Source organism: Serratia sp. 506_PEND (assembly GCF_001076875.1).
GTDB classification, from domain to species: Bacteria; Pseudomonadota; Gammaproteobacteria; order Enterobacterales; family Enterobacteriaceae; genus Serratia; species Serratia marcescens.
Genome location: NZ_JVEL01000091.1, coordinates 1 through 1050 on the forward strand (window position 1 = coordinate 1; position 1050 = coordinate 1050).

A 1050-nucleotide genomic window follows, 5' to 3' on the forward strand; every position below is an offset into this window, starting at 1 on the left:
TAATCGCATTTATCGGCCCGAGAAATGAATGCAGCTCCCAGGGGGATAATACCGATATCAAAGGCCAGATATTGCGGGGATCATAAAAGCGAAAATAAACCGGTGTCTTTTCCCCTGGCAGCAGAACATGCAGATATTTACGCAGATGCTGACGCAGAGTAGTCATACTGGCCTGACTTTCCAGCAATATCCCCCAGGGTGGCCGACGCACTTTGAGCCATGCAAGAACATCCGGTGTCGCCAGAATAAGAAAGGGGGCCACACCGAGAATTTCGTCTGTCACCGGTTCGGCGTAGAGGCAGGCATGAGGCGGATCGAGCGTGTCCAGCATGGTGAAAATGTCAGGCTCTGCCGCCGCGTCCACAATCGCCCAGATGCTGACATTATCCATTCTGTTTGTTCTCCATTGGGCAGTGTTCCACGAACAAAGCCCCCTGCGCCGCTGCCGCTTTCAGGATCGCAGGCTCTGCAGGGATAAGCAGAGAACCCGGACTGCCGCCAGAATTCAGGTTGATGGTGCTGCCCTCAACATCCACGCCCCCTTCATGAATAACGATAAAACTGCTTCCTACCCGTACTGTCAGTTTGCTTTTGCTCTGCAAAGTTAAATCACCGTGGCTGTCCACGCTAAATGCACCGTTGATCTTCTGTGACAGGTCTCCCTTCACCGTTACCCCGAGATCCCCTTCAGTTTTCTGCAGGTTATTACCACTGATTTTTTGGTCCTGATTCCCCTCAACCGTAACTTTGCGGTCATTGGCAACCACCAGTTCTTCGTCATGACCAATGCTGCTGGTTCGGTTGTATTCAACGCGTTCGTCCTTTGAATTGAGTACCCGTAATGCCATATTTTTCTGGGCGCGCAGCAGAAGCTCTTCACTCCCGGCTGTATCTTCAAAGGAGAGTTCGTTGTAGCCATCCCCCTGAACCGTGTCTGAACGCAGAACCATGCGGTTTTTATGTAATGGCAATGGATAAGGTGTCAGATTGACCCCGTGGAACGTGCGCCCGGTAATGATCGGCTGATCCGGATCCCCTTCCAGAAAGCTC

General features: G+C 52.0%; 2 protein-coding genes. Both read right to left on the reverse strand.

Annotated features, from left to right (window positions below; translation table 11 throughout):
• On the reverse strand, positions 1 to 391 hold a 391-nt coding region (locus tag ADK28_RS02815), incomplete at its 3' end, for a DUF4123 domain-containing protein (protein ID WP_048794818.1).
• A partial coding sequence (locus ADK28_RS02820; RefSeq protein ID WP_048794819.1) for a bacteriophage T4 gp5 trimerisation domain-containing protein occupies positions 384 to 1050 on the reverse strand: 667 nt, incomplete at its 5' end. The genes ADK28_RS02820 and ADK28_RS02815, both read right to left, overlap by 8 nt.